The sequence below is a fragment of the Nocardia sp. NPDC058058 genome (genome assembly GCF_042885355.1).
Lineage (GTDB): Bacteria > Actinomycetota > Actinomycetes > Mycobacteriales > Mycobacteriaceae > Nocardia.
In genome coordinates this window covers 969,313-994,475 of the sequence record NZ_JBHVSA010000004.1, presented here as the reverse complement: position 1 = coordinate 994,475, position 25,163 = coordinate 969,313, and the positions used below count along the sequence as shown (strand labels likewise).

Below are 25,163 nucleotides of genomic sequence, written 5' to 3'. Positions count from 1 at the left end.
TGACGCCTTTCCTTATCCGACGAACACATTGAGCAGAATCACGATGACCAGCGCTATCCCGGCCAGCAGGCCGGGGCGCTGATACCAGGGCAGGGTGGCCGCGTCCGCGTCGGTGCGCATGGCCTTGGGGGTTTCGGAGTAGACCAGGCCCGCGAGTTCGGCGACCGGTTTGGGCCGCGACACCTGGGTGACGAGCACGCTGACCACGATGTCGACCACGAAGGCGATGCCCGCGGCCACGAAACTCGTTCCTTGCCCGGACAATTCGAAGACGTGCGCCTTGCTCATCACGAATACGACGATGGCCGCGCCGGTACCGCAGACCAGTCCGATCCAGCCCGCGGCCGGTGTCATGCGCTTCCAGAACATGCCCAGGATGAAGGTCGCGAACAGCGGTGCGTTGAAGAAGCTGAACAGGGTCTGCAGATAGTCCATCATGTTGGAGAAATTGCCCGCGATGAACGCGGTGCCGACCGCGCCGAGCGTCGCGCCGACCGTGGCGAGGCGACCGACCTTCAGGTAGTACTCATCCGAGCGGTCGCGCTTGATGTACCGCTGCCACAGGTCATAGCTGAAAACGGTGTTGAACGCCGACACATTGGCCGCCATACCCGCCATGAACGCCGCCAGCAGTCCGGCCAGGCCGACCCCGAGCAGGCCGTTGGGCAGCACATCCTTCATGAGGTAGAGCAGCGCCTGGTTGTAGGTGACATCGCCCTTGTAATCCGGATTCGCCGCCAATTGTGTTTTGAAATCGGCGATCTGGGGCACCAGCACCGCGCTGATCATGCCGGGGATGACCACGATGAACGGGATGAACATCTTCGGATACGCGCCGATGATCGGGGTGCGCTGCGCCGCCGAGATGGAATGCGTGGCCAGCGCGCGTTGCACCTCGACGAAGTTGGTGGTCCAGTAGCCGAAGGACAGCACGAAGCCGAGACCGAAGACGATGCCGATCACCGAGGCGATATTGCTGGTGAAACCGGTGAGCTCATTGCCCGGCCAGGAGTCCAGCTGTTCTGCCCCGCCCGGACCCTCGATCACCTTCTCGCGCAGCCCGTCCCAGCCGCCGACCTTGTGCAGGCCGACAATGGTGAGCGGCAGCAGCGCGGCCACGATGATGAAGAATTGCAGCACCTCGTTGTAGATCGCCGCCGACAGCCCGCCGAGGGTGATGTACGAGAGCACGATGGCCGCCGCCGCCAGCACCGACACCCACAGCGGCCAGCCCAGCAGCACATTCACGATGCTGCCCAGCAGATACAGGTTCACGCCGGCGATCAGCACCTGCGCCACCGCGAAACTCAGCGCGTTCACCAGATGCGCGCCCGGACCGAACCGGCGCAGCATGAACTCCGGCACGCTGCGCACCTTGGAGCCGTAGTAGAACGGCATCATCACGATGCCCAGGAAGAGCATGGCCGGAACCGCGCCGATCCAGAAGTAGTGCATGGTCGGCATGCCGTATTCGGCGCCATTGGCCGACATGCCCATGATCTCGACCGCGCCCAGATTGGCCGAGATGAAGGCCAGGCCGGTCACCCAGGCCGGTAGCGAGCGCCCGGACAGGAAGAAGTCGATACTCGACGAGACCCGCTGCCGCGCGATCCAGCCGATCCCGAGCACGAAGACGAAATACAGTGCGACCAGGGCATAGTCGATGGGGTCGGCATCGAGTCGGAGCTGGCTCGAGGCCATTACCGCAGCGGGCTGCCCGAATGCCACCGCGGGCAGGCTGGCGTCGAACGGCATACGGCTCTCCTGTCGAAACAGATGGCGCGGGCACGACTGTAGCGCGCAATACTAGCGGGGTGTTCGCTGGCGCCCGGGAGGCGCGGCCTGGCGTCTAGGAGTGTTAACCAATCACCAGGTCCAGTGCGGCACTTCGCGCAATGGATGAAGTTGCTCGTCAGTTTCCGCGAGTGAGTTCTGCTGTGCCACCTGGGCGCCGAACTCCACGTGCTGGCGTACCGCCTCGCGGAATTTCTCATCGGCGGGCATCCCCGCCGCGTCGAGCGATTCCAGATACACCTCGACGAAACGTTGCCGCTGCGCATCGGTGATCTTCAGTCCGCGATGCGCGTCGATGATGTACGCGAAACCCAGTTCCCGGGTGAAACGTCCTGGGCCACCGAAAGATTCGGCGGTGAACCAGGTCAGATGATCGACGTGATCCGGCCGGCGCACCGGGAACACCTCGCGTAGCACGGGATCGGCCAGGGCTCGGTCGTAGAAGATCTCTTCCAGGCGGTGCAGGGCCTCTTCGCCGCCGGCGAACTCGTACAGGCTCTCCATGGCTCGCTCGTTCCTGGTGTGCGAGTAGATCGTTCCGGTATTCAGGCTAATCCCGGACAGCCGAAAACGTGCGGGATAACGACCGGGCGGTGCAATCGGACAACCCGGGCTGTTCCCGAGCCGGGCGCTAGGACAGTCGGCGCGCACCCGCGGCCGGGGTCACCTCGAAATCACGCGGCGCATCGAAACCCCTGCGCGCGAAGGCATCCCGGACCGTGGTGACGATCCCCGCGGCCCGCCCGGCGTCCGCCAGCGCGATGACGCTGCCACCGAAACCGCCGCCGACCATCCGCGCGCCGTACGCGCCCGCCACCAGTGCGGCGGCCACGGCGGTGTCCAGCTGCGGTGCGGAAACCTCGAAATCGTCCCGGAGCGAGGCGTGCCCGGCGGTCAGGATCGGTCCGATCGCGCGCGGATCGGTGCCGTCACGCAATTTGTCGGCAACTTGCCGCACCCGGGCGTTCTCGGACACCACGTGCCGCGCGCGCCCGCGCAGCACCGGATCGGTGAGCCGATTCGCCTCGGCCAGGGTCGCGTCCCGCAGGAACGGCACCCCGAGTTCCTTGGCGGCGGTGGCACATTCGGCGCGCCGTCGCGCGTACTCACCGTCCATCAGATGGTGCGGACTGCCGGTGTCGAACACCAGCAGGCTCAGCCCGAACCGCCGCAGATCGAACGGGATCTGCTCGTATTCGCGCGTGCGCACATCGAGGAACAGCACATGCCCCGCGGTGCACAGCATGGACGCCGACTGATCCAGGATGCCGGTGGGCACCCCCACGTAGACGTTCTCGGCGGTCCGCGCGATATCGATGATCTCGGCGGTGGAGACGCTGGGCGCGAACAGATCTCGCAGCGCGATGGCCACCGCGCAGGACAGCGCCGCGGAGGAGGACAGGCCCGCGCCGATGGGCACGTCACCGTCCAGTTCCAGATCGACCCCGCGAACCTCGTGCCCGCGCCGCTCGAATTCGCGGATCACCCCGAGCGGATAGTGCGACCAGTTCGGCAGTTCGGACCAGCCCGCGGCGGCGAGCGCGCCCATGGCGATCTCGACCTCATCGCAGGGCGCCTGCGCCGACCGCAGCCGCACCATCCCGTCCGTCCGGACCGCGGCGGTGCAGGTCGTGCCCAGCGGCAGCGCCAGCGGCAGTACGTATCCCTCGTTGTAATCGGTGTGCTCACCGATGAGGTTGACCCGGCCGGGGGCGAGCCAGCGCCCCGCCGTCGATGTCGCGGACGATGCAGCCACCTCAGCTCCTGTTCCCTGAGTCACGCGGGCCGTCGGGTTCCATTGCGCAGCGAGCATAGCGAGTCACGCGGATCGTGATGCTGCGGGTTCGACGGACTCCAGTACGCGAAGCGACATTTCGTGCCATGATCGACTCGGTTGCCCAAATCTCGATGGCAGCGCCTCTCCCCCGTGGATACTGCGGCCCTCGCTCGGCACCTATGCTCGTACGGCAATGCTCGGTTCGTGATTCGTGGTGGCACAGCCGATTACAACTGGGGACGGAGCGGACAAAAGGGGGGCTGGTGCAAGCAGACGAACAACCGGCCGGTTCCGGTAGACGGTTACGAGTCTGTTGGCGTTCACTGCTGTTCGGTTGTGGGGTGTTGATTCTGGCATTGCCCCTGGTGGTGGACAATCGCCTGCTCGCTCTGTGCACCCTGTTCGCCTCGGTCACCATCGCCCTGGTCATGATCGGCGCGGGTGTGCACCGCTATCGGCCACGTTTCCCACTGCCCTGGTATCTGCTGTCGGCCTCGGCCGTGCAATTCACCATAGGCACCACGCTGCGCGAAGTCACCGACTGGCACCGGCATCCGTTCGACGATCTGTTCACGCTCAGCGGCTACTGCTGTATCGGCGCGGCCGCCGTGCTCTGGCTGCGGCCGCGACAGAACAGTACCGATCACGATCTGCTGCTGGATTCCGGCCTGATCGGACTCGGTGCGGCGCTGCTGTCCTGGACCTTTCTCATCTCGCCGATTCTGCATCGCGCGCACGGGTTCAATTTCACCACCATCACCGCGATCACCTATCCGGTGGTCGACGCACTGCTGCTCACCGTGGTCGCGCATTCGGTGGTGACCTCCGCGCGCTCGGAAACCTCACTGCGCCTGGTGTATCTGGCCATGCTGGTGATTCTGGCGGGCGATCTCGGCTACAACCTGGAGACGGCCGGTTCGGCCGAACTGGGCCGCCAGATCCTGCTGCTGCCACTGCAACTGGCGTACACGCTGATCGGCGCGGCGGCCCTGCACCCGACCATGGTCCAACTGGGCGGGCCGCGCGATATCCATTCGCATCGCTCCCGTCAGCGCGCCAGCATCATCGCCATCGTCATGATCGTGGCCTCGCTGGTGCCGGTGGTCGGCTCCAGCCTGGATCTGATGGATCGCGTGGTTGTCTCCTCGCTATTCGCCCTACTACTCGCCGGCGTGCTGCTACGCAGCGAACGCGCCATCGAACGCAGCGCCCGTAGCGAACGGCGCGCGCAGTACCAGGCGGACCACGATATGCTCACCGGCCTCCTGAACCGCGCCGCCCTGCTGCGGGCGCTGCATCGTAATCGGGACCGCTGGGGCGATCAGCCGCTCGCGCTGCTGTTCATCGATCTGGACGGGTTCAAACGGGTCAATGACAATTGGGGGCATGCGGTCGGCGATGAGCTGATCGCCAATGCGGCGGCCCGTATTCGGCGCATCATCCGGCGCGATGACGCCGCCGCGCGGTATGGCGGTGACGAATTCGTGGTGCTCGCCCCGCTGGGTCGTCAGCAGGCGCTATTGCTGGCCGAGCGGCTATTGGCCACGCTCGGCGAACCGTTCGAACTCAGTGCCGCCGAAGTGCGCATCGCGGCCAGCATCGGAATTGCCTGCAGTGGCCCGCGCGGGGCCGATACCACGGTGTATGAGCTTCTCCGCGAGGCGGATTCGGCTATGTACCATGCGAAGGAATATTCGCTGGGGTACGTTTTCCATGCTGATCTCAGGCATGGTCACCCGGAGTCCGGACCGCGTACGTGGCACCGGGAGTCCGCGGTCTGACATCGTAATTGTTGTCAACGCACGGATATTCGGGTATTTCAATGAACATTACGACGAGTCGCTATCGACTACTCACCGCGACCGGGGCCGCCTCGGTCGCACTCGCGCTCGGCGCGGCGGGAGCCGCCAACGCGGCGCCGCTGGAGCTGGGGAACACCCCCGCGGTGACCGCACCGGCCGCGACGGATATCGCCATCGGCACCGGATCACTGAATCCGGGTTCGATCGGAAGCGGTTCGGCCACAGGCGGTTCCAGTAACCCCTACGCGCCGTACACCGGCTCCGGCAAGGGCACCGGATCCTCCGGCTGGGGCGACAAGATCGGTCGAATGGGACCGAATATCGCCGCCGGTATCGATAACTTCCTGCGCGGGCTGGGGTTCCGGCCGGGCAACGTTCCCGCTGCTCCGGACGCGGAACCTCCTGCGGCGGAAGGCTAGCCGGCGAGTTCGTCGAGCAGCCGCCGGGCGTTCTCCAATTCGGCCTGCAGCTGCTCGACCTTGGCACGCTGTGTCAGTCGCACCGCCTCGAGCACGCCGTCGACCACCTCGGCGACCTCCGGGTGCAATAGCTTGGCGGCCTGCGAGACCGACGAACCCGGTACGGACAGGCCCTTGATGGTGCGCTTCTTGCCATTGACGACGTCCAAGGTCCACTCGCCGTCGGCGGTGCCGCTGAGCGTCACCACGACTTCCGGTTCCTTGGGCTTCTTGGCGGCGGCCGCGTTGCGCGCGGGGCGGGATGCGGCGGCAGCCGGTTTGGCCTTGGCGGCCTCGGTGCTGGTTTCGGTTGCGGGAACAGCTGTCTCGGGCTTGGGCGCGGCGGGCGCGCTCGGCGGAGTGGCGGCAATGGTCGCGGTGGGGGCTGCGGGCGACGGCATCGTCACGGTGGGGTCCTTCCTGGTTGCCGTTTTCTGTTTCGCACCGGCTGCGGACTGCTGCCGGGCCGGTTTGGTCAGGGTCACCTCGGTGGGGCCGAACGAAAGCACATCTTTGGAACCGGTCGGCTTCACCTGCAGGAAATCACCCTCGGACGGATCACCGAGTGAGATCACCTTGCCGGAACGGCCTTCCGGTACTCCGACCGCTGCCGCCGTGAACCACACCATCGGCGGACGGCCTGCATCGATCTGCTCGGCGATCTGCCGAATCTCTATCTCCGACAAGGGCTGTGGCTTGGTGCTACGGGACGACATGGGACTCTCCGGGCGGACGGTTGGACATCAGCGTGCACAGAGCATGCCCCATGGCACCGACAAATCCACATCCGGAGAATTCGCACCGCCACCGACGCACTGGTCAGTGAACGTTTAGCTAATCCAACTCGTGCGGCCCACCGAGCATGGCCGGCGGGTCCGATCGTAGGCGCAGAGCCCCCGGCGCGCCCAACTTTCAGGGCTGTCGGCTCGCTCCGCTCAGCGCTGTCGACTCGCTCAGCTCAGAGCTGCTCGACCCCGCGCAGCACGCAACGCACGCTCTGCGGCCGGGTCACCGGATCGAGTTTGGTCTCGGTGGTGAAGTCCTGGGTGGCACCGGCCGCCACGGTCACCTCGGTACTGGTGCGTTCCAGCACCGTCGATTCCGCGGTCAGGAAACTGATCACCACGAGGTACCGGTGTTCCACCTGATCCCGGTTGCTCACCACCGCGGTGGCCTCCCAGCCCGCCGAGGTGCCGCCACAGCCGGTGACGAACGCGCTGCGCTGCATTTCCGCGGTGCTGTGCTGGGCTTCGGCCTTATCGGCGCCCTCGACTCCCGGCGTCGGCGTACCCGCTCGCGTACACCCCGCCAGCACAGCCGCGCATCCACCGAGAACACCGACGAGCCTCAGGTAGGGGGCGATCATGAATCTCCCTTTCCACCACGCACTTCTGTGCAACAAATCAGCCGTGCGGTCAATCAGCCGCCCCCCGTAACACTGTTGCCGCTAATTAGCCGCGCGCAGAGATTACCCCAGCTGACCCGCGTGTCGTCACATGACGCGTTAGGCGTGTCGCACCGGGGGCGGAAGATCAGTTCGCACCCAACACCTCCAGCACGCGACGGGCCTGATAGTCCGCCCCCAACTGGTTCGGATGGAAGGGTACGGCCAGCCCGACCGGCGTGCCGGAGAACGGGATCAGACCCTCCACCCAGCGGGTGCCGACCGGCTGACAGGCATCGTGCCCGGCACTGCCGGAGTAGGTGTCCACGAACTCGACGCCGCTGGTCGCGGCCACCCGGGCGAGCATGTCGTGCAATTCGATGAGCTTGCCGCCCAGCCAGATCGCGTCCGGATCGGAAATCGGGATCATCGGGAAACACCCACCGGTGACGCCGATGCCCTCGAAGTAGTCCAGCAGCAGCACGCGCGCGTGCGGAGCGCGCTCGCGAATGCCCGCGAGCACCGCGGCCACCCGGGGTTCGGCACGCGCGATATTCGCCGACATCCGGTCCACCCCGTTCACGACCATCGCGTCGAGACAGGGCGTGGCGCGCGGATCGGCGGTGACGCAATCGGAGACGGTGGCGGCCAGTTCCGCGTCATTACCGCCGATTTCGAGGGTCACCAGATCGGTGGACTCGGTCAGCCGATCGAATTGCGGTGGGTTGCTGCCGAATACGGAGGCTTGCGGGGAGGTCATATTGACCGTCACCGCACCGCCGCAGGTGGCATCGCGGAACACCGGGACCGCGAGCGCGGCCGCCACCTGTTTGGCATAGTTTCCGATGCTCTGCACGCAATGCAGCGGAGTGAAGGCGGTGGTCACCTGGCTCAGGGTGGCATCGGCCGCCCACGAATCGCCCAGCGCCACATACTCGTTCACCGCGGGTTCGGCGTGCGCCGTGCCGACCGGGAGCACTACCGCGAGCGCTGCAACCGTCACCAAGGCATGCGAGAGTTTCAAGTCGTTTCCCCTTTGACCGACACCCCGACAGTGAACTGGACCGTTGTTCAGTTGGGAACGTAGCAGCCGCCCGACAACCACGCGCGGCGAAAAGGTGAATTCTGGCGACTACGGCCAACCAGCGACAGCCAACCCACGTCGGCGGTTACAGGCGACCGGCGGCGGTGATTACAGCCAACCGGCGGGCGGTGATTACGCGCACTTCCTCGGCGCGGTGATCACCGAGATCCGCGCCGAGTCCGCCCGGATCGTGCCCTTCCCGCTGCTGGAACCGATTCCGGCAGCGGTCTCCACCGACCCCGGTCGCGATAGAGCCGCGACCGGAACCCGCTGTCTCACATCCGGTCTCCCGCGGCCAGCACCGCCTCGGCGTGCTCGCGCTCGTACCCGAGCAGCACATCGTGGGCGACCTCGCCGTCCACCACGGTGACGCGGCTGAAGACGGGCGGATAGCCGCGCGCCATCACCGTGTAGCGGCCGTCCGCCAGATCCGGGACCACGTAGTGGCCGGTGTCGTCGGTGCGGGTGACGGCGATCAGGTCGCCCGCCTCGTCCAGGACGGTGATCTGGGCGTCCGGAACCTTGTGTCCCGCATCGGTGCTCGCCGATCCCGCCAGCACCGCGCGCGGCAGCAGTTCGACATCGTGGCGGAGCATGCCGGAGTCCGGGACGGTCAGGGTGACCGCGGTGGGGCGCATATGACCCGCCACCGCCACCAGGGTGTAATTCCCCGCCAGCACGCCGCGGCAGACGTACGCGCCGTCGGAGGTGCTGACGGCGGAGGCGACCACATCGCCGTAGGTGTCGGTGAGGGTGACCGAGACATCGGCCAGGGGCGCGCCGCGGCCCGCCGCCCGCACCACGCCCGAGACCTCACCGGAGCCGATCAGCGCGATATCGAGCTGATGCGGACGCCGCGCGACCGTAATGGTCACCGCCGTCGGCTGATAGCCGTAGGCGGAGACGATCAGGACGTAACCGCCCGGGCGAGGCGCGCCGATGGCATAGGAGCCGTCGGTGGTGCCCAGCGCGCGCGAAACCTGATGTCCGCGTTGATCGATCAGGGTGAGCACGGCATCGGGAATCGAGGTGCCGTCCTCGCGGTGCACGCAGCCGGAGATGGCGAGTCCGGTCGGCTCGACGATCCGCAATTCCTGCTCGGGTTCGGGTTCGACCTCGGGTTCCGGTTCCGGTGGCGCGGCCTCGGCCGCCGCCGGGCTCGGCATGTCCTGGAGCGGAATCTCTTTCATGAACATGAGCACGAACGCGGCCAGCACCGCCACCGCGCCCGCCACATAGAACACCCCGGCCATGGCATCGGTGAAACCGATCAGGATCGGGTCCCGCACCTGTTCGGGCAGTGCGGCGATCCCGGTGGTGTTGCTCTGGATTCGGCCCAGCTCCCCCGCGTCGAACCCGGGCGGCAGCTCACCGCCGAAGGCCCGCAGGATGCGTTTGGGCAGCAGATTGAACAGGATGGTCAGGAAGATCGCCACGCCCAGCGTGCCGCCCATCTGGCGGAAGAACGTGGCGGCGGCGGTCGAGACGCCCATATCCGAACGGGGACCGGCGTTCTGGGTGGCGATGACCAGGGTCTGCATACAGCCGCCCAGGCCGAAACCGATGATGCCGCAGTACAGCAGCGGCTGCCACAGCGCGCTGTCGTAGTGCACCCGCGCGAACAGCACCGACCCGATCGCGATCACCAGCGAACCCAGGATGGGCAGCACCTTGTAGCGGCCGGTGAATTTGGTGACCAGTCCGGCCAATTGGGCGCCGATCATGATGCCGACCACCAGCGGCAGCATGAGCAGTCCGGCCTTGGTCGGTGAATATCCGCGCACCACTTGGAAATACAGCGGCACCAGCACGATGGCGCCGAACATGGCAACGCCCACAATGAGTCCGCCGATGATGGCGAGGCTGAAGGTGCCATTGCGGAAGAGCCGCAACGGAATCAGTGCGGCGTCCTTCATCAGGAATTCCACGATCAGGAAGAGCACGAACCCGCCCGCGGCGATGCTGTAGCAGAGCAGCGCGCGATGGCTCTGCCAGCCCCAGTCCCGGCCCTGCTGGGCGATGATGAGCAGCGGCACCGTGGCGGCGGTCAGGGTGATCGCGCCGAGCCAGTCGGTGCGAATGCGCTTGCGCTCGAACGGCACGTTGAGCACCCGGGCCACCACCAGCATGGCGAGTACGCCGATGGGGACGTTGACCAGGAACACCCAGCGCCAGCCCTCCAGGCCCAGCAGGTGATCGGCATTGGAGAAGAAGCCGCCCAGCACCGGGCCGAGCACGGTGGCGATACCGAAGACCATCATGAAATAGCCCTGGTAGCGCACTCTTTCCCGGGGCGGCACGATATCGCCGATGATCGTGAAGGCCAGCGACATGAGCCCGCCCGCGCCGATGCCCTGTACCGCGCGGAATCCGGCGAGCTGGTACATGGTGGTGGCGAAGGTGCAGGCCACCGAACCGAGTACGAAAACCCCGATGGCTATGAGGTAGCAGGGTTTTCGGCCGTAGATGTCGGCGAGCTTGCCGTACAGCGGGGTGCTGATGGTGGCGGTGATCAGGTACGCCGTGGTGGCCCAGGCCTGTTGATCGAAGCCGTGCAGGCTGTTGGCGATGCGCACGATCGCCACGCTGACGATGTTCTGATCCAGTGCCGCCAGAAATACGCCCAGCAACAAACCGGACAATATGGTCATAATCTGACGGTGCGACAGTGACTCTCTCGCACCGCTTTCCGAAGCCGGCGGGATAACCCGCGGCTTGGTTGGGGCATTAGTCATGTTTGGGGCCCTTGTCGGATTTCGGGTGTCCGTGCAGTGCGGTGCTACTCGAAAAGACCTCGCCATGAAGCAATTCGGGCAGCGTACCCCTGCCGATCCGGCCCCTGACCGGCCACCCCCGCTATGAGGTGGTTACCCCTCCACTTGTGCGTACAGCGGAATTCCGGTGTGGAAGAAGCGAATGAGCTGACCGATCCGCACCGAGTGATCCACGCAGTGCCCGAAGTGATGCGCCATCATGGCGATATCGATGGCCATGGCCGAACCGTGCGACCAGCCCGAATCCGCGGCCGCCTCGGCGGCGCGCAGCCGCAGCCGGTCCAAGGCCTCATCGCGCGGCACCAGCACCTGATCGCGCGGCGGATTCTGCGCGGCAATGACTCTCACCACCAGATCCACCAGAGCGCTTACCGCACCGGCGATCTCGGTCAGCATCTCGGCGATCGGCTGCACCGCAACCGGTTCCGGATAGCGGCGCACCACCACATCGGCGACCCGGCTCAGCGCGGCGGCGATGCCGAGTAGATCGTCGGCGATCTGCATGGCCGTCACCACGTGGCGCAGATCGCGCGCCACCGGGGCCTCCAGGGCCAGCAGTATGACCGAGCGGTCCTCGCACTTGGCGTGCTCGATCTGCACCTGCTCCTCGAGAGCGAATACCTCGTAGGCCGCCGTGAGGTCACTGCCCTCCAGCGCCACCGCCGCACGTTCGGCCGCCTCATGGGTCAGCCGCGCCATATGCGCCAGCTCATCGGTCAGCGCCATGAGCTCGATGGAGAATTTCGTCCGCACTCGCATATCTTGTCCGCCCACCCGCACAACTGCACAATATCGCGGCAAAAGCATTCCGCCCGAATGCGTCTCGGCCATGTCATCGGAAAATAACCAACCGACCAGTCGTATTCATTGCCCGGGCACCGGTGCGTCGCATCCGGAAAAGCGCCCGGGGTGCCCGACACTGGGGCGGTGGCCGAGACCTCCGTGTCCATCGAAACCCCGCCCCCGGCGAGCCGGATGCCGACCTGGCTGCCCCGCGCGATGGTGCTCGCCTTCGCCCTGCTCGGGGTGTTCGAGCTGGTCAACTGGGCCGCACACGAACTGATCGGGATCGCCGTCATGATGACGGTGGCCTTCTTCATCTCCCTGGCCATGGAGCCCGCGGTGGACGCCATGGCCGGGCGCGGGGTCAATCGCGGGATCGCCACGGCGGTGGTATTCCTCGTCGTTTTCGCCTGCACCATCGGCTTCCTGGTGACGCTCGGCATTCTCATGGTGGAGACCGTCGGCAATGTTCTGGACGAATTGCCGCGTCTGCTGGACGAATTGGTGTCCTGGGTCAATCACACCTTTCACCAGGATTTCACCGTGCATCAACTCCGCGACCGGCTTTTCAAGGACTCCGACGTCATCAGCTCGTACGCCGAGCGCGCCGCGAACAATGTGTGGGGACTGTCCAATACCGTGCTGGGCGGCTTCGCCCGGGTGGTCACCATCGCGCTCTTCAGCGTGTACATGACCGCCGACGGACCCAAGCTGCGGCGGTCGCTGTGCTCACTGCTGCCGCCCGCGAAACAGGGTGCGGTACTGCACGCTTGGGATCTGGCCATCGATAAGACCGGCGGCTACCTCTACTCCCGCGCGCTGCTCGCGGTCATCTCCGCCGTCACGCACGGGGCGTTCCTATGGCTGATCGGATTGCCCAACGCCTTCGCGCTGGGCATCTGGTTCGGCGTCATCGCCTCGTTCGTGCCGACCATCGGCACCTACATCGCGGGCATTCTGCCGATATTGGTGGCGCTGACCATCCGGCCCATCGACGCGGTCTGGGTGGTGCTGTTCGTCGTTGTGTACCAGTGGATTCAGGACTACGTGCTGCAACCACGCATCACCGCGCGCACGGTCGATGTGAACCCGGCCGTGGCACTGCTGTCGGTCATCGTCGGCGGGGCGCTGCTGGGCGCGGTCGGGGCGCTGCTGGCAATTCCCGCGACCGCGACACTGCAGGCGTTCCTGAGCGAATACGTCACCCGGTACGACGTCACCGAGGATCCGCGCATCGACCGCGTCAAGCCGACGCAGGCTCCCGCACCAGATCCCGCGAACGGGCCGTCCCCAGAATCGAACCCAGAATGACCAGGGGGAAGCCGATCGCCATACCGGCGGTCAGCGGCTCGCCCAGCAGGCTCACACCGATCAGCAGCGCCACCGCCGGATTGATGTAGGTGATGACGGTGGCCCGCGCCGGGCCGACCTCACCGATCAGCGCGAAGAAGACCACGAACGCCAGCGCGGTGCACAGCAACCCCAGACCGACCACCGACCAGGTGGCATCGGCCGGGTAGTGAACGGGCCTGCGCCACACCGCGAATGGCAGATAGATGACCGCGGCGAATACCAGCGAGGCGGTGACCACGCCGATCGGCGGTAGCTCCTTCAGCTTGCGATCGATGATGATCGGGCCGAAGGCGTAGCCGACCGCGCTCACCGCAATGGCCGCCAGCGCACCCAGATTCGACACGTCGATATCGAGGCCGACCAGTGCGGCCACCCCGGCGATGCCGATCACCAGACCCGTGATGCGACGCGTGTCCAGGCGTTCGTGCCCGAGCCGGGTCACCACCACCACCGCGATCAACGGCACCGCGGCGAGCAGCAGCCCGACCGTGGAACTGGTCAGCGTGGTCTCGGCGGTGCCGATCAGCAGCCACGGTCCGGTGATCTCCACGATCGTGTAGACCAGCACCCACTTCCACTGCCGCAGCACCGGTAGCAGCACCTTGGCGTACAGCGCCACCGGCAGCAGCACCAGCGCGCCGATGGCGGTGCGCCCGAAGGCCACCACCACCGGATCGAAATCACCGACGGCCACCCGGATCATGGCGTAGGGGACGCCCCAGATCACGCCCATGGCGAGGAACAGCACCCAACCGCGCCTACTCACCACTCACCTCCGCCGAACCGGTACCGCATGGCGAACACCTCTCAGTCGAACCACTCCGGGTCGCCGCTCGCGATCAATTCGGTGAGCACGGCCCGCTCCCGGAAGGCCTCCTGGAGCAATAGACCCAACCGCCGCAGGGTCTCCGCGTCTTCCCCGTACGCGACAAAAGTTCCCGCTTCCGGGTCCAGGCCGAACTTTCCGTCGAGTTCGGGTGCGCGGGTGGCCACCGCGGACCGGGCCACCCCGGCCCAGGCGTAGCCGCCGCATTCGTAGCCGGACTCGGCGAAGACCTCTTCGAGTTCGATCATGTGGCTGTCCGACAGCATCAGGCAGTAGTTGCCGGGGTTGTGGTCGTATTCGAAGAACACCAGCGGTGCGAAGGTTTCGCGATCGGTCATATCGGCGAACCTAGCGGGCGACACCGACAATCGACAGATACGACCGTGCGGGCCGCCCGCGCACTAAAGTTCGCACATGTCGACTTCAGAGCGGGTGGGCAGTGCCGAGGCGGCCGAGGCGGGGCGGGCCGCGCGCAAACAGGCGTCGCGCACCCAACTCGGTGAATGGCGACCCGGACCCGATCGCGCCGATCCGATCGGCATTCTGGAACAGCAGGCCACCACCCGGGTGCCCGAACTGGTGCGAATCCGGTACGCGCGCATGGCCGCCGGGCAGTTCCCGTTCTACCGGGGCGCGCCCGCGATCATGGCGGCCGATCTCGCCGCCGGACCCGATACCGGGCTCACCGTGCAGCTCTGCGGTGATGCGCACCTGTCGAATTTCGGGCTCTTCGCCTCACCCGAGCGCGCCCTCGTCTTCGACCTCAACGACTTCGACGAAACCCTGCCCGGACCGTTCGAATGGGATGTGAAGCGGCTCGCCGCCAGCGTCGCGGTGGCGGCGCGCGCCAATGGCAACTCCGATACCGAGGCGGGTGCGGCGGCCATGGCCGCCGCGACGGCGTACCGCGAGACCATGGCGCAACTGGCGACCCTCGGCGAGACCGAGGTCTGGTACGAGATGGTCAATGCCGAGGATGCCGCCGCGGTGCTGCGTCCACAGGACCGCAAGACCGTCGAGAAGGTGATCAACAAGGCCAAGACCCGCACCAGCCTGCAGGCCCTGGACAAGCTCACCGAACCCGGACCGGACGGTGAGCCACGCATCAAAGCCGATCCACCCCTGGTGCTGCCCATCTCGGAAATCGAAGAGGCGGACCTGGATTCGGTGCTCGCGGACTACCGCACCAGCCTGCCCGAGGAGCGCCGGGTGCTGCTGGATCGCTATCAGCTGCGCGATCTGGCCATGAAGGTGGTCGGCGTCGGCAGCGTCGGCACCCGCTGCTTCATCGCGCTGCTCACCGGGCACGCCACCGGTGACCCGCTGTTCCTGCAGGTGAAGCAGGCCGAAACCTCGGTGCTGGCGAATCATCTGCGCGCCAGCGTATTCCGCCATCAGGGCCACCGGGTGGTACACGGCCAGCGCCTCACCCAGGCCGCGGGTGACATCTTCCTCGGCTGGGCCACCGGCCCCGACGGCCGCTTCTACTACTGGCGGCAACTCCGGGATATGAAGGGCTCCATCACCATCGACGATATGAACGCCGAACAACTGGGCAAGTACGCAAACCTGTGCGGCCGCACCCTGGCCCGTGGCCACGCCCGCTCCGGCGACCGCGTCGCCATCGCCGCCTACCTCGGCACCGGCGACGTATTCGACCGCGCCATGGCCGATTTCGCCCTGGCCTACGCCGACCAGACCGCCACCGACCACGCCGCCCTGCTCACCGCGATAGACCTGGGCCGCATCGACGCGGCCACCTGATCGACCCGGCGCGCATGGGTTCGGGCCGCACCGGCTACGACTCAGGCCGCCGGGACCGCGTGCGGCATCAGGTGTTTGGCGTAGAGGCGGTGGATTTCGAGCATGACGTACTGCGGGCGCGCGCCGTCCTGGTCCGCGACGGTCAGCAGGTGGGCTTCCAGGAGTTCGTCCAGGGCGGCGTCGGGATCGGCGAGGCCGGGCAGGGTGACGGTGCTGAAGCGTTCGCGCGGGGACAGGGTGGCGCCGAGATGGTGCAGCGCCCGGGTGGCGTCGGGGCCGAGGCGGCGCACGGTCGCGGTGATGCCGTCGCGGATATCCGCTGCGCCATAGGCGAATTCGCGCAGGCGGCGCTGCTCCTCGGACATTCGGCCGAGCTGCTGGGTGATGGTCCACTCCGGGCGGGCCGCCAGCCGCGAGCCGACCGCGTGCAGGGCCAGCGGAATGCCGGAGCAGCAGCGAATGAGCGCGGTGGTGGCCCATTCCTCGGCCGCGACCCGGTCCGGGCCGACAATGGCGGACAGCATCTCCAGGCTCTCGGTCATCGGCAGCTCACGCACCAATACGGTGCGAAAAGACTTCGCACCCAACATGAAACGGCTCGTGACGAGCATTGCGCTGCCGGGTCCGGGGGCCAGCAGCGGGGCCAGCTGTGCCGCCGAGGCCGCATCGTCGAGCACCACCAGCACCCGCCGCTCGGCGAGTTCGGCTCGATAGCGGGCCACGCGGGCGGACAGATCGACCGGCAGCGCGGCCGCCGGCACCCCGAGCGCGTCCAGCAGCGACGCCACGACCTGAGCCGGATCCGCGGGGTTCGAGGTCGAACCCCCGAGTTCGGCTCGCAGCACACCGTCCGGGAACTGCTCCGACATCAAATTGGCGACGCGAAAAGCCAAGGCGGACTTACCGATTCCCGGGCCTCCGGTAATCAGGACCGGACGGGATGCACCGGCGGTGTGCTCGACCAGCGCGCGGCGGACCCGCTCGACTTCGGCGGTCCGGCCACGGAATCCGTTCGGGGCGAGCACATCCGCGCCGGGCCGCACCCCGGATGCGAGTTCCGCGCCGGGCGCTGTCCCGCGCTCCGGTGCCGATCCCGATGAAATCGATTCCCCCGGAGCGGTTTCGGTCGCGCGCAGCAACTGAGCGTGCAATTCCCGCAGTCGCGGGCCGGGATCGACACCGAGTTCGGTGGCCAGGGTGCGGCGCAGCCGGTCATAGTGCGAGAGCGCTTCGGCACCGCGGTTGTCCAGGTGATACGCCCGCAGCAGCCGTTCGTGCAGATCCTCCGCCAGCGGATGCTCCAGCAGCGCCTTGCGCAGATCGGCGGCCACCAATTTCGGATTGCCGAGGCGCAGTTCGGCATCGGCCCATTCGGCGATCACCTCGTGGCGCAATTGGCGCAGGCTGTCTCGAAAGCGCCGCACCCAATCGCTGTCCAATCCGGCCAGCGGCTCCCCGCGCCAGAGCGCGAGCGCCCGGCTCAGGGTTTGCGCGCGGGCGGGATCATCGAGCGTCAGGGCCCGGGCGCGGGCCACCAGATCGCGGAACACCGACAGGTCGACGCTGTTCGGCGGCGCCTCCAACCGATAGCTGCCGTGCACGCGGCGAATCTCGGGGGTCGCGCCGGCCCGGGTGCCCGCGGTGCGCAAAATGCGCCGCAGCCTGGTCATATAGGTGTACACCGAATTTCGGATGGTCTCCGGCGGGTCATCCCATACCCGCGCGACCAGGGTATCGGTCGAGATGGTCTGATCCGGCTCGGCGAGTAGCGCCGCGACGATCCCCCGCTGTTTGGACGGCCCCAGATCAACGACGCGGCCGTCCACCAGCAACTCCACGGAGCCCAGCAACCTGAATTCGATCATATCCTCCGCCGTGCCCCGAAACCCGTGGTGAGGTGCAAAAACTAACAGCCTCAGGGGTGTTCGGCAAAGCCCCTACATCACGCGGCAGTGCGGGGCGCGACGGCGCGGACTAGGTGTGCGCGGCCCCATCGATGCGGATCTCGGTGCCGCTGATGAACTTGCCGTCATCGGAGACCAGCATGGCGATGACGCCCGCGACATTCTCCGGTCCCGCCATCTCGGCCGGATTGTCCTGCGGGACAACGGCGATCAGGCGGCTGAACAGCGACCAGTCCGAATCCTGGGGCAGGTAGCCGGGAGTCGCGTCGGTGATGCCGGACTTGATCCCGCCGGGCGCGACGCTGACCGCGCGCAAGCCCTGCTTGCCGTATTCGAGGGCGAGCACGTGGGTCAGGGTCTGGATACCGCCCTTGCTCGCGGAGTAGGCCGCCATGTACGGGTGCGCGAAATTGGCGGAGGTGGAGCTGAAGTTCACCACGGTGCTGCTCGGGTTGGCCAGCAGTGCGGGCAGCGCCTCCCGGATGACCAGGAAGGTGCCGGTGAGGTTGACGGCGATGATCTGGTTCCACAGGTCCAGCGAGGTCTCGTGGGTGTGCGCCGCGCGCAGGATGCCCGCCGCGTTGACCAGTGCGTCCAGCCCGCCGAGCGTATCGATCGCGCTCTTGACACCCGCGATGACGTCGGCCTCCTGGCCGATGTTCATCTCCAGCGTGCTGAGGCGTTCGGCCGTGCCGGCCTCGGCGGCGTGCTTGCGGGTGAGCTCGAGGCCCTCGGCGTTCACATCGGCGCCGACGACGACCGCGCCTTCGGACAGCAGGCGAAGGACGGTGGCCTGCCCGATACCGGATCCGGCGCCGGTCACCAGGATGCGGCGCTGTTCGAGACGGTTCATGAGAGCTCTTCCTGATCAAAGCGAGTGTTTCTGACACGATATGCCACAAATGGCACATCGCGCCATTAAATGTTTCCGGCTCGGTAGAGTCCCCCTGTGACCAGCGACCGAAACCGTACCGCGCCCGCCCCCGGCCGTCCCGCCCTGAGCGCGACCCGCCGCGCCGCCACGCGCCGCGAAGTCGCCATGGTCGCCGCCCACCTCTTCGCCGAAAACGGTTACACCGCAACAACGGTCGATGACATCGCCGCCGCGGCGGGCATGGGCCTGCGCACCTTCTACCGCTATTTCGCGGGCAAGGAGGACGTGGTGGCCCCGCTGCTGGCCATCGGCACCCAGGCCTGGTCCGACGAACTCGCCTCCTGCCCACCCGAACTCCCGCTGCGCGAGGCCCTGGGCCACTCCTATCGCACCGCCACCGCCGCCGCTCTCGCCGATGAGGGCATCGCCGAATCACTGCTCCGCCCGCTGTTGCGCGCCGCCACCGAACTCCCCGCGCTGCGCGCCACCTGGCTACGCGTACAACACGATTGCGAAACCCGCCTCATCCCTATCATCGCCGCGCGCACCGGCCGCGCACCCGACGATCTCGACGTGGCCCTGGCCGCCGCCATGGCCAACACCGCGGTCCGCCTCGCCAACGAACTCTGGGCCACCGGCAACCACTCCGGTTCCCCAGCCGACGCCGTCGACGCCTGCCTGGCCCGGCTGGCCGCGCACATCCTGCTGTAGCACCGAAATTCCGCGTCATTTCTCAGGGAATTGACAATTTCGGAATGTGTTACTAGTTTTGGGCTCGCACCTCGATAGGCGAGGCTCCTGCACGAACACAGGCCACTGATCTGACGACGTCGAGAGACGCCCAAGGTTAGGACAGATTTCTCCGGATTAAGGGGTTATCCTAAGTGGCTTTTCGATCCGCACGGATCGGAACACGTCGTGCAGTGCCGAAGCTTTGACGAGAGGGGTGTCTGCCCGGATCGTTTCCGGGCGTTCCTCCCCCGGTGCGCTGACCTATCGCGTTCTACCCGTTGGGAGGTGAGGCATCCGATGACCAGTGACGACGTTCCGGGATCTCCGGACCAGCCCCCTCCTGCGCGGGGCCGGTAGCCGGCACACCACATCGCGTCCGATGATTCGGCGCGCATAATTCACACGCGCTTCGGCAGCGAATTCGGCTGCCGAATTATTCGCGTGCGCAATTCCGGGTGAATTCGTCTATTCGACGCCCGAATCCGAGCCGTCCGCATGACCGATGCGCGACGGTGATCGCTGCTGTCCCGGTAATTCCGGGCAATGATATGCAGAGGCATACCTTTCTCATGAGAACTCGTCTCATCACCCTGGCCACGGCCGCCACCACCGCCGCACTGGTCGGCATCTCCACCACGGCGCTGGCCGATCCGGCGCAGGCCGCACCGGTACCCGCCAGCGTGCACGGTCAGGCCCGCATCGACGGGCAATCGGTGCTGCTGCACACCGACCTCGGATCGCTGCGGGTCGTCGATCGGCGGCTGGAGATCGTCGATCCGAACAGCACCGTGCTCGGCGCGATTCCGCTGACCGTGGTCAAGGACGGCACCGCGTACCCGGTGGACGCGCACGTCGACGGCGAAAACGCCACGCTCACACCGCGATTCGATCAGGCGCGCCCGATCACCGACACCGAGACGCCCATCGCGGCCGGGGACAGCCCCGAGGATCGGCTCAATACCGCCATGGGGAATGTGAACAACGAGCTCACCGTGGCGCTGGCGGTCGGCACCCTGCTCGGCGCGATCATCGGCGCACCCCTGGGCTGCGTGGCGCTCGGCCTGCTCGGCGGCGGCGCGGCCGGAATCGCCACCGGAGGTCTGGCGGCGATCCCGGCCGCCGCCGTCGGATGTCTGACCGGGGCCGTGACCGGCGCGGGGATGGGCGTGGTGGTGTTCAACCTGCTCATCGGCGTGCCCGCGTTGATCGCCTCCGCGGTCCACTTCTACAACGTCATGACCGCTCCGCCCGCCGTCGCGAACGGCTGAGGCGCGGCGGGGCTCGAATACAGGAAAGCACTGCCATGACCGTCGATCTCGCAATTCCCAAGACCCCCAACGCATCTCCGCGCGCACGGCGCGTCCGCAATCGGCTGCGGCCGGTCGACTATCTGCTCATCGGCGCGGGCGTACTGCTGATCGTGCTGGTGCTGCGGCTCTTTCGCGATATGTCCGTGCCCTGGGTGCCGGGCGATTCCGCCGACGCGGTCTCCACCGATCCGTCGAACCTGCCGTACTACGCGGCGCGCACCACCCTGCGCATGTTCCTCGGCCTGGGCGCATCGCTCATCTTCACGCTGATCGTTGGTCAGTGGGCGGCGCGGTCCCGGCGCGCGGAGAAGGTCATCATTCCCGCGCTGGACATTCTGCAATCGGTGCCGGTGCTGGCGCTGGTGTCGATCACGGTGACCGCGTTCATCGCCCTGTTCCCCGGCTCGTATCTGGGCGCGGAGGCGGCGTGTGTGTTCGCCATCTTCACCGCGCAGGCCTGGAATATGAGCTTCGCCTACTACCAGGCGCTCCGGAATATGCCCCGTGAGCTGGACGAATCGGCACGCATGATGCGGCTGACCCGCTGGCAGCGCCTGTGGCGGCTGGAGGTGCCGACCGCCATGGTGCCGTTGATCTGGAACGGCATGATGAGCTTCGGCGGCGGCTGGTTCATGCTCGCCTCGTCCGAGGTGATCAGCGTGTCCGGTCGCGATCAGGCGCTGCCCGGAATGGGAAGTTTCATCGCGGCCGCCACCTCCGAGGCGAATGTCGGCACGCTCATGCTGGGCGCGCTGGTCATGGTGGCCACCATCGTGCTGGTGAACGTGCTGTTCTGGCGACCGCTGACCGCCTGGTCGGAGCGTTTCCGCGTGGAGCACACCGAAAGCGCCTCCGCACCACGCAGTCTCGTGCTGGATCTGCTGCGGCGCAGTACGCTGCCGCGGCGCATCGGGCGCGGGCTGCGGCCGGTGGCGGAGCGAATCGACCGTGCCATGCGGATTTTCGGGCGCAGCACCAGGCCCGCGTACTGGGACGGCACCGGAACCAGCGGCGGCGATATCGTGTTCTTCGGCCTGCTGTTCGCCGGTATCGGCTGGGTGATCTGGCGGCTGGCAACGTATTTCGAGAGCACCGTCGGGTTCGCCGAATTCGGTCCCACCTCGCTCATGGGTCTGGCCAGCCTGAGCCGAGTCGCCGTGCTGCTGGTGTTCTCGACCATCGTCTGGGTGCCGATCGGGGTGTGGATCGGGATGAATCCGCGCATCTGCCGATTCGCGCAACCGGTCGTGCAGGTCATGGCGAGTTTCCCGGCGCAGTTCCTGTACATCTTCGTCATCGCCGCGCTCACCTACACCGGCATCTCACTGAACTTCGGCGGCGTGGTGCTGATGGCACTGGGCGCGCAGTGGTACGTGCTGTTCAATGTCATCGCCGCGGCCGGGCAGATCCCGACGGATCTGCGCGAGGCCATGGACGATCTGGGCGTGCGCGGCCGCGAGCGCTGGAAGTCGTTGATACTGCCCGCGATCGCGCCCGGATACCTGGTCGGCGCGATCACCGCCTTCGGCGGCGCGTGGAACGCCACGCTGGTCGGCGAGGTCGTCGAATCGGGTGGCAAGCATATGGAGGCGTACGGGCTCGGCGCGTACATCACCGAGGCGACCACCAATGATCTGTTCGCGAAGGTGCTGCTGGGCACCGTGGTGATGAGCATCGTCACCGTCTTCATCAATCGCCTGGTCTGGCGACGCCTGCAGCGCATTGCCGAGAAGCGTTTCGCACTGCTCTAACCCCTTGTCTGATAACAGCTTTCGAAGGAGGACAGCTCATGTCCACCCCCATCGTCACCGTGGATCGCGTCACCAAGAACTTCACCAACCCCTCCGGCGAGCAGTTGCCCGTGCTCTCCGATGTCAGCCTGGAGCTGCGCGAAGGCGAAATCGTCGCGCTGCTGGGCAAATCCGGCTCCGGCAAGTCCACCCTGCTGCGCATTATCGCGGGACTGGTGCAGCCTTCGGCGGGAGCGGCACGACTGCGCGAGGCCGATATCACCGAGCCGAATGCCGCCACCGCCATGGTCTTTCAGAGTTTCGCGCTGCTGCCGTGGCTGACCGTGCGGCAGAATGTCGAACTCGGCCTGCGCGCGCAGGGCGTGCCGGAACCGGAGCGCAGCGAGCGCACACTGGCGGTCATCGACATGATCGGCCTGGACGGCTTCGAAAACGCCTATCCCAAGGAGCTTTCCGGCGGTATGCGCCAGCGGGTCGGGTTCGCCCGCGCCCTGGTGGTGCAGCCCGAGGTGCTGCTCATGGATGAACCGTTCTCCGCGCTGGATGTGCTGACCGCCGAAAACCTGCGCGGCGAACTGGTCCGGCTATGGGATCAGACCGCGTTCCCCACCAAAACGGTGCTCATGGTCACCCACAATATCGAGGAGGCGGTGCAGCTCGCCGATCGAATCCTGGTGCTGGACAACAACCCCGGCCGGATCAAGGGTGAGTTGCGGGTGCAGTTGGAGCGGCCCCGCGATGTCCGGAACCGGCACTTCCTCAATATCGTGGACCAGGCGTATCGCATGCTCACCGACGGCGCGTTCGACGGCGGCCACACCATCGCGCCCACCCCCACCACCCGGCCGCTGCCCGATGCGGGCGTGGACGGCATCGGCGGCATGCTGGATCTGGTTGCCGCACAGGGCGGTCACGTCGATCTGCCGGAACTGGCGGGCGATCTGCGGTTCGAACTCGACGACCTGATGCCGCTGGTGGACGCCGCCGCCATGCTCGGGCTGGCGACCGCCTCCGGCGGCGATCTGGACCTGACCCCCGACGGCCGCAACTTCGCCGAGGCCGATATCGACTCCGCCAAAAGGATTTTCGCCCGGCTGGCCCGCGCCAACGCGCCACTGGTCGGGGCGATCGACCACGCCCTGACCACCGCGCCCAACCACCGTCTACAGGACGGCTTCTTCCTGGATCTGCTGCGCCGCGGTTTCACCGAGGAGGCCGCCCAGCGGCAGTTGCGCACCGCCGTCGACTGGGGTCGATACGCCGAACTCTACGAATACGACGCCGACGAACGCCTGCTCACCCGCGATACCGCGGCGGCGTAGCGAGCACCGGTGCGGTGCGGAATTCGATTCTCCGGCAACCGATAGCGCGGGCTTGTCGGTGCCCGGCTCTACCGTGCGTCGCATGAGTTCGACCGCACTGCATTCGCTCACCTACCTCCGCCCGTCGGGGCTCGACCGCACCGGCGGGCGGGCGCTGCTGGGCTTGCAGACCAGCGGCGGCCGCACCCCCGCCGGGACGGTCGCGAACCCCACCTTCTTCCGGGGATTCGTGACCCGGCCGGCGGTGGCGGCCGCCGGACTGCTGGCCGTGGCCGATGTGGCGGCGGCGCGCTACTACGATCCACGCCGAATCCGTTCGGCGCTACTGGATCCGGTGGTCACCGCCAATGGCGATCGCCTGCGGTTCGAATCGTTCTCCGGATGTTGCGGCGTACACGCGCGGCTCGATATCCTGGCCGCCGGACTCGACGGCGATACCGGTTACGGCACCACGAATGTGGATGTGAACACCCCGCTGCGCGATGCGCTGAACGGCGTCACGGCCGGGGATCCACTGCATCTGACCGTCGGACCGGACGAGTTGGCGGTCGCCACCCTCGGTGACCGGGTGGTGGAGAAGAAGGTGCCGCTGCCCGATCGCTGGCTGCGCGGATTCGCCGAAACCCAAACCATCGCGGCGGAATTCGAGCTTCGTGCCGAGGTCACCGCCGCCGAGGCGGTGCGCTTCCTGCGCGCACTGCCGCGTCCGGGCGGCACCGCGGAGCGCGGCGGTCAGTGGGTGGTCGCCACCGCCGGGCGGCTACGGCTCACCTCGCGGCCGGTGCCCGGCGCGGTGTGCCTGCCCGGGCCGCAACGCTTGGCGGCACTGCATCGTGTACTGCGCCAAGCGGATTCACTGCGCCTGTACGGACCACAGGTCGGTGTGGGCAGCCCGCTGCTGGCCTCCGCCTGGGAGATCGGGCTGCCCGGAATGCGGCTCACGCTCACCCTCTCGCCCGAAGCCGGGCGCGGATTCTCCGGGGAGGGCACGGTTTTGAACGCCCTCGCGGACACGGACACCGAATCCGACGCCGAACTGCTCTCGGTGCTGCTGGCCTGGGATCCGCGCATCGAACTCGGTCAGCTGGCAACGCGCTCCGGCCTCGCCCCGGAGCGGGTGCGGGCGGCGCTGACCCGGCTCGGCGTGGACGGCCGCATCGGCTACGACTTGGCCGAGGCCGCCCACTACCATCGCGAACTCCCCTATGCCGCAGGGCGAGTCGAGCGGCACAATCCGCGCCTGAAGGCGGCCCGCGAACTGGTCGCCGCCGGAAACGTGCGCCCGGATCCGGCAGACCCGGAGGCCGCGACCGTGACTTCGGGCAGCTACGCGCACCGCGTCCGGCTCGGCGAGGACGGCCGCTTCGTCTGCACCTGCGACTGGTGGGCGGAAACCCGCGGCAATCGCGGCCCGTGCCGACATGCCTTGGCCGCACGCATCATTCGCGCCACCGCACGCACCGCACTCTGA

At 67.1% G+C, this 25,163-nt stretch carries 21 protein-coding genes and 1 riboswitch; of the genes, 9 read left to right on the top strand and 12 right to left on the bottom strand.

The genetic code is table 11. From position 1 onward, the window contains the following. Positions 1-12 precede the first annotated feature (12 nt). From ACFVUS_RS35640 to galK, 3 genes are all read right to left on the bottom strand, one after another. Entirely contained in the window at positions 13-1,701 is a 1,689-nt protein-coding gene (locus ACFVUS_RS35640; RefSeq protein WP_387778535.1) for a sodium:solute symporter family protein, read from the bottom strand. A gap of 165 nt (positions 1,702-1,866) precedes the next feature. After that, positions 1,867-2,298 carry a group II truncated hemoglobin gene (locus tag ACFVUS_RS35635; protein WP_387776934.1) on the bottom strand — a complete coding sequence of 144 codons (432 nt, stop codon included), beginning with the start codon at positions 2,296-2,298 and terminating at the stop codon, positions 1,867-1,869. A 127-nt stretch (positions 2,299-2,425) separates the two neighbouring features. Beyond that, entirely contained in the window at positions 2,426-3,550 is a 1,125-nt protein-coding gene (gene galK / locus ACFVUS_RS35630; protein ID WP_387776931.1) for a galactokinase, read from the bottom strand. A gap of 362 nt (positions 3,551-3,912) precedes the next feature. On the opposite strand from galK, the gene ACFVUS_RS35625 reads away from it, so the two are divergent. Then, the gene (locus ACFVUS_RS35625) at positions 3,913-5,352 is read left to right on the top strand and encodes a diguanylate cyclase domain-containing protein (protein ID WP_387776928.1); all 1,440 of its coding nucleotides are present in this window, start codon (positions 3,913-3,915) and stop codon (positions 5,350-5,352) included. A 41-nt stretch (positions 5,353-5,393) separates the two neighbouring features. Then, positions 5,394-5,792 (top strand): hypothetical protein, encoded by a 399-nt coding sequence (locus ACFVUS_RS35620; RefSeq protein ID WP_387776925.1) that lies wholly within the window; start codon positions 5,394-5,396, stop codon positions 5,790-5,792. Here the strand turns inward: ACFVUS_RS35620 and ACFVUS_RS35615 are convergent. From ACFVUS_RS35615 to ACFVUS_RS35595, 5 genes are all read right to left on the bottom strand, one after another. Continuing rightward, positions 5,789-6,547: a DUF6319 family protein gene (locus ACFVUS_RS35615; RefSeq protein WP_387776922.1), complete on the bottom strand. Its 759-nt coding sequence runs from the start codon at positions 6,545-6,547 to the stop codon at positions 5,789-5,791. The genes ACFVUS_RS35620 and ACFVUS_RS35615 overlap by 4 nt on opposite strands. Positions 6,548-6,789: 242 nt before the next feature. Beyond that, complete coding sequence (locus tag ACFVUS_RS35610) at positions 6,790-7,197, bottom strand: hypothetical protein (RefSeq protein WP_387776919.1); 408 nt, start codon at positions 7,195-7,197, stop codon at positions 6,790-6,792. Positions 7,198-7,363: 166 nt separating this feature from the next. Further along, positions 7,364-8,218: an SGNH/GDSL hydrolase family protein gene (locus ACFVUS_RS35605; RefSeq protein ID WP_387776916.1), complete on the bottom strand. Its 855-nt coding sequence runs from the start codon at positions 8,216-8,218 to the stop codon at positions 7,364-7,366. 356 nt (positions 8,219-8,574) lie between these two features. After that, the gene (locus ACFVUS_RS35600) at positions 8,575-11,034 is read right to left on the bottom strand and encodes an MFS transporter (protein ID WP_387776913.1); all 2,460 of its coding nucleotides are present in this window, start codon (positions 11,032-11,034) and stop codon (positions 8,575-8,577) included. Between the two features lie 132 nt (positions 11,035-11,166). Next, a complete protein-coding gene (locus tag ACFVUS_RS35595; protein WP_387776910.1) occupies positions 11,167-11,826 on the bottom strand; it encodes a phosphate uptake regulator PhoU in 660 nt (219 codons plus the stop codon). 174 nt (positions 11,827-12,000) lie between these two features. Between ACFVUS_RS35595 and ACFVUS_RS35590 the strand changes: the two genes are divergently transcribed. Continuing rightward, positions 12,001-13,167, top strand: coding sequence for an AI-2E family transporter (locus ACFVUS_RS35590; RefSeq protein WP_387776907.1), 1,167 nt, complete (start codon positions 12,001-12,003; stop codon positions 13,165-13,167). Here ACFVUS_RS35590 and ACFVUS_RS35585 read toward each other — a convergent pair. Then, on the bottom strand, positions 13,100-13,975 hold the full coding sequence (locus ACFVUS_RS35585; RefSeq protein WP_387776904.1) for a DMT family transporter: 876 nt from the start codon (positions 13,973-13,975) through the stop codon (positions 13,100-13,102). The two genes, ACFVUS_RS35590 and ACFVUS_RS35585, sit on opposite strands and share 68 nt — an antisense overlap. Positions 13,976-14,016: 41 nt before the next feature. Then, entirely contained in the window at positions 14,017-14,373 is a 357-nt protein-coding gene (locus ACFVUS_RS35580) for an immunity 51 family protein (protein ID WP_387776901.1), read from the bottom strand. 76 nt (positions 14,374-14,449) lie between these two features. On the opposite strand from ACFVUS_RS35580, the gene ACFVUS_RS35575 reads away from it, so the two are divergent. After that, positions 14,450-15,799 carry a DUF2252 domain-containing protein gene (locus tag ACFVUS_RS35575; RefSeq protein ID WP_387776898.1) on the top strand — a complete coding sequence of 450 codons (1,350 nt, stop codon included), beginning with the start codon at positions 14,450-14,452 and terminating at the stop codon, positions 15,797-15,799. A gap of 41 nt (positions 15,800-15,840) precedes the next feature. Here ACFVUS_RS35575 and ACFVUS_RS35570 read toward each other — a convergent pair whose 3' ends face one another. Together ACFVUS_RS35570 and ACFVUS_RS35565 are read right to left on the bottom strand one after the other, a co-directional pair. Beyond that, positions 15,841-17,664 (bottom strand): BTAD domain-containing putative transcriptional regulator, encoded by a 1,824-nt coding sequence (locus ACFVUS_RS35570; RefSeq protein ID WP_387776895.1) that lies wholly within the window; start codon positions 17,662-17,664, stop codon positions 15,841-15,843. Positions 17,665-17,773: 109 nt separating this feature from the next. Beyond that, entirely contained in the window at positions 17,774-18,556 is a 783-nt protein-coding gene (locus tag ACFVUS_RS35565) for an SDR family NAD(P)-dependent oxidoreductase (RefSeq protein WP_387776892.1), read from the bottom strand. Positions 18,557-18,652: 96 nt separating this feature from the next. On the opposite strand from ACFVUS_RS35565, the gene ACFVUS_RS35560 reads away from it, so the two are divergent. The 5 genes from ACFVUS_RS35560 to ACFVUS_RS35540 all read left to right on the top strand — a co-directional run bounded on the left by ACFVUS_RS35560 (position 18,653) and on the right by ACFVUS_RS35540 (position 25,163). Next, entirely contained in the window at positions 18,653-19,288 is a 636-nt protein-coding gene (locus ACFVUS_RS35560; RefSeq protein WP_387776889.1) for a TetR family transcriptional regulator, read from the top strand. A gap of 63 nt (positions 19,289-19,351) precedes the next feature. Next, positions 19,352-19,530: riboswitch (M-box (ykoK) riboswitch) on the top strand. Positions 19,531-19,878: 348 nt separating this feature from the next. After that, a complete protein-coding gene (locus ACFVUS_RS35555; RefSeq protein WP_387776886.1) occupies positions 19,879-20,577 on the top strand; it encodes a hypothetical protein in 699 nt (232 codons plus the stop codon). A 35-nt stretch (positions 20,578-20,612) separates the two neighbouring features. Next, the gene (locus ACFVUS_RS35550) at positions 20,613-22,370 is read left to right on the top strand and encodes an ABC transporter permease (RefSeq protein ID WP_387776884.1); all 1,758 of its coding nucleotides are present in this window, start codon (positions 20,613-20,615) and stop codon (positions 22,368-22,370) included. Between the two features lie 38 nt (positions 22,371-22,408). Continuing rightward, complete coding sequence (locus tag ACFVUS_RS35545; protein ID WP_387776881.1) at positions 22,409-23,692, top strand: nitrate/sulfonate/bicarbonate ABC transporter ATP-binding protein; 1,284 nt, start codon at positions 22,409-22,411, stop codon at positions 23,690-23,692. 82 nt (positions 23,693-23,774) lie between these two features. Further along, the gene (locus ACFVUS_RS35540; RefSeq protein WP_387776879.1) at positions 23,775-25,163 is read left to right on the top strand and encodes an SWIM zinc finger family protein; all 1,389 of its coding nucleotides are present in this window, start codon (positions 23,775-23,777) and stop codon (positions 25,161-25,163) included.